Here is a 3,101-nt window from a genome sequence, read left to right as displayed (position 1 = left end):
ATCATCTACGGATCGCTGCGCGCGCTGATGCAGGACGAGTTGAAGAAGCGCCTGGCCTACTCCACCGTGAGCCAAGTCTCCTACATCGTGCTCGTCACGGCGCTGCTCGGGCCGGTGGCTACGACAGGCGCGCTGGTGCACCTGGTGCACCAGGGGCTGATGAAGATCACCCTGTTCTTCAGCGCAGGCAACTATGCCGAGACGCTCGGCGTGCACCACGTCAGCGAGATGGACGGCATCGGCCGGCGCATGCCGCTGACCACCGCCGCCTTCACAGTCGGCGCGCTCGGCATGATCGGTGTGCCGCCGGTGGCCGGCTTCGTCAGCAAGCTCTACCTTGGCGCCGGCGCGGCGCAGGCGGGCCAATGGTGGGCCATCGGCGTGCTCGCCGTCTCGAGCCTGCTCAATGCGATGTACTTCCTGCCGGTGTTGCACCGCGCCTGGTTCCGCCCCCAGAACGGCCCCTGGCCGCACGAGGACGGTCGCGGCCGCGCCGCCAAGCCGATGCTGCTGGTGCCGGTGCTGCTGACGGCGCTGTTCTCGGTGGGCGTGGGCGTGCTGGCGGCGACGCCGTGGAGCCCGCTCGACTGGGCGTATCTGATCATTCGCCGGGAGTACGGCGGTGGCTGACGCGATGGCGTCTGACGCCTTCATCGCTGCGACCGGCGGTGCGCTGACCTGGCTGGCCCCGGCGCTCGTGCCGCTGGCCGCCATGCTGCTCCTGCTGCCGGCGCTGCGCCGGCTGAACCGCCTGCGCCTGCTGCTGCCGCTGGCGGCGCTGCCCGCCCTGGGCGTGGCGCTGTTCGCAGCGCCGGGTGCCGTCGACCTGCCGTGGCTGTTCCTCGGTGCGCGCTTCGGGCTGGACGGCACCGGGCGCATCTTCCTGCTCTTCACCTCGGCGCTGTGGCTGGCCGGCGGCGTGCATGCGCTGGGCTATCTGCACGACGACCCGCGGCGCAACAGCTTCTGGCTGTTCTGGTGCGCGGCAATGGCGGGCAACTTCGGCCTCGTGCTGGCGCAGGACGCGGCGAGCTTCTATGTCTTCTTCGCCCTGATGAGCTTCGCTTCCTACGGGCTGGTGGTGCACTCGCGCACGCCCGAGGCCCTGCATGCGGGCCGCGTCTACCTGGCGCTGGTGGTGCTGGGCGAACTGGCGCTGTTCGCCGCCATCGCGCTGGCCTGGCAAGCTGCGGGCAGCCTGAACTTCGCAGACATCGGCCCGGCGCTAGCGGTGTCGCCGTGGCGCGATGCGGTGATCGGCCTCACGCTTGTGGGCTTCGGGATCAAGGTCGGTGCGCTGCCGCTGCACGTGTGGCTGCCGCTGGCGCACCCGGTGGCGCCGACGCCGGCCAGCGCCGTGCTGTCGGGCGCGATGATCAAGGCCGGCCTGTTGGGCTGGCTGCGCCTGCTGCCGCTGGGCGTGCCGGGCAGCGCCTCGCTGGCGGCGCCGGCCTGGGGCGAGGCGCTGGTCGTGCTCGGACTGGTGGCCGCGTTCGCCGCAGCGCTGGTGGGCGCGATGCAGCAACATGCCAAGGCGGCGCTGGCCTATTCGAGCATCAGCCAGATGGGCTTCGTCACGGTGGCCGTCGGTTTGTCGCTGGCCGTGCCTGCTGCGGCCCCGGCGGCAGTGGCCGCGGCCACGCTGTATGCGTTCCACCACGCTTTTGCGAAGGCGGCGCTGTTCCTGGGCGTCAGCCTGGTTGGCGCAGCGACGGCGCGCGCACGTGCGCTGTGGATGCTGGGCTTGGCGCTGCCGGCGCTGGCCGTGGCCGGCGCGCCGCTGACCAGCGGCTACGCGGCCAAGGCGGCGCTCAAGGCTGCGCTGCCCGAGACCTGGGCCTGGCTCGGCATGGCCTTGAGCCTGGCCGCTGCCGGCACGACCCTGGTGATGCTGCGCACGATCTGGCTGCTGAAGCGCGACGCGGGAAACCACGCCGCGCACCCGCCGAACCTTGCCATGTGGGCCGGTTGGGCGCTGCTGGTGGCCGCCAGCGCGGCCGGATGGTTGGTGATCGGAGAAACGCGCGAACTGCTGCCCTCCACGGCCGGCGGCTGGGCGGCCGCGAGCTGGCCAATCGTACTGGGCGTCAGCCTGGCGCTGCTGCTCTCGGCATGGCGCCGCAGAAGCCCAAGCGCCGATTCGCTCGCGGTGCCGCCGGGGGACCTGGTGGTGCCGCTGCTGGCGCTGGCCAGAGCCCTCGCCGGGTCGAAGCAGGACGGGCATGGGGCGGCGGCGGGGCACGCCGAGCACGGCGCCGAGCCCGTGGCGCACGCCACCGTGCCGTCATGGCCCTGGTTGGGCCGCGCCGAATCTGCGCTGGCTGGCGGCAGCGGCCTCGCGCTGGCCCTTCTCGGCGCCGCCATGGTCGTGCTGTTGATCGCGTCGGCGTAGGGCACCGGCGCGGCGCAGCGGCACGAAGCCGGCCTTCCGACGCGCTCGCCGCTTCGGTCAGCGCGTGCCCGCCAGCGCCGGCTGCACGCGCCGGCGCCAGATGCCGACGGCCACGCTGAGCGCAACGCCGGCCAACACCAACAGTACCGCGCCGACCCCCCAAAAGACGAGCACCAGCGTCGGCAGCCAGGCCATCAGCGCAGGTGCGCTGGCAACCGCCCACTCGATCATTGGCGCGGACGCCGCGAGCATCGCCTTGACCGCTTCCAGCGACTGCGCGGGCAGCCAGGGTGCCAGCCAGGCCGGCAGTTCGAGGGCGCCGATCCAAACCTGCCAGCCAGCGGTACCTGCGCCACCCCCCGTGGCCCAGGCCGACCACCCGGACCAGTCGGCCAGGGCATGGGCCGCCCAGGCCAGCAGCGACCACAGCAGGAGCAGCAGCAACATGGACAGCCAGACGAAGACGTGCGGCCAGGGGCTGCGACGGGGGGCTACGGCGCGATCGGGGGATTCGGTGGGCATGATGGCTTGCTTTCGAGTTGTGGAGTCGATGGGAACGCTCAGTTGAGTATGCGCGCACCGACGGCGTCGCCGGCGCGCTGCAGCGGACCCAGCGGATTGACCTGCCGCTCGGTGCGGTCGATGCGCGCCTCGCCACCGAAGTTGCGGAAGACGACCAGTTCGCCGCGCACCACGACCAGTCCGTCGA

Annotated in this window: 3 protein-coding genes; 2 read left to right on the top strand and 1 reads right to left on the bottom strand. The window is 72.1% G+C overall.

Features of this window, described 5'->3' with window-relative positions:
- Both RMP09_RS23990 and RMP09_RS23985 read left to right on the top strand, forming a co-directional pair.
- A partial coding sequence (locus RMP09_RS23990; RefSeq protein ID WP_310568483.1) for a proton-conducting transporter membrane subunit occupies window positions 1-630 on the top strand: 630 nt, incomplete at its 5' end.
- A 4-nt stretch (window positions 631-634) separates the two neighbouring features.
- On the top strand, window positions 635-2,392 hold the full coding sequence (locus tag RMP09_RS23985) for a complex I subunit 5 family protein (protein WP_310568482.1): 1,758 nt from the start codon (window positions 635-637) through the stop codon (window positions 2,390-2,392).
- Between the two features lie 57 nt (window positions 2,393-2,449).
- On the opposite strand, the gene RMP09_RS23980 is transcribed toward RMP09_RS23985, so the two are convergent.
- Complete coding sequence (locus tag RMP09_RS23980) at window positions 2,450-2,914, bottom strand: hypothetical protein (RefSeq protein ID WP_137918475.1); 465 nt, start codon at window positions 2,912-2,914, stop codon at window positions 2,450-2,452.
- Window positions 2,915-3,101 lie beyond the last annotated feature (187 nt).

This window comes from Hydrogenophaga sp. (assembly GCF_031426985.1).
Lineage (GTDB): Bacteria > Pseudomonadota > Gammaproteobacteria > Burkholderiales > Burkholderiaceae_C > Hydrogenophaga.
The sequence above is the reverse complement of the archived record's forward strand: the minus strand, read 5'-3'. Positions and strand labels throughout refer to the sequence as shown.

What these genes read in the sequence shown, in the direction of transcription:
- RMP09_RS23980 (WP_137918475.1), bottom strand. Translation starts at nt 2,914, where the DNA reads ATGCCCACCGAATCCCCCGATCGCGCCGTAGCCCCCCGTCGCAGCCCC.
- RMP09_RS23985 (WP_310568482.1), top strand. Translation starts at nt 635, where the DNA reads ATGGCGTCTGACGCCTTCATCGCTGCGACCGGCGGTGCGCTGACCTGG.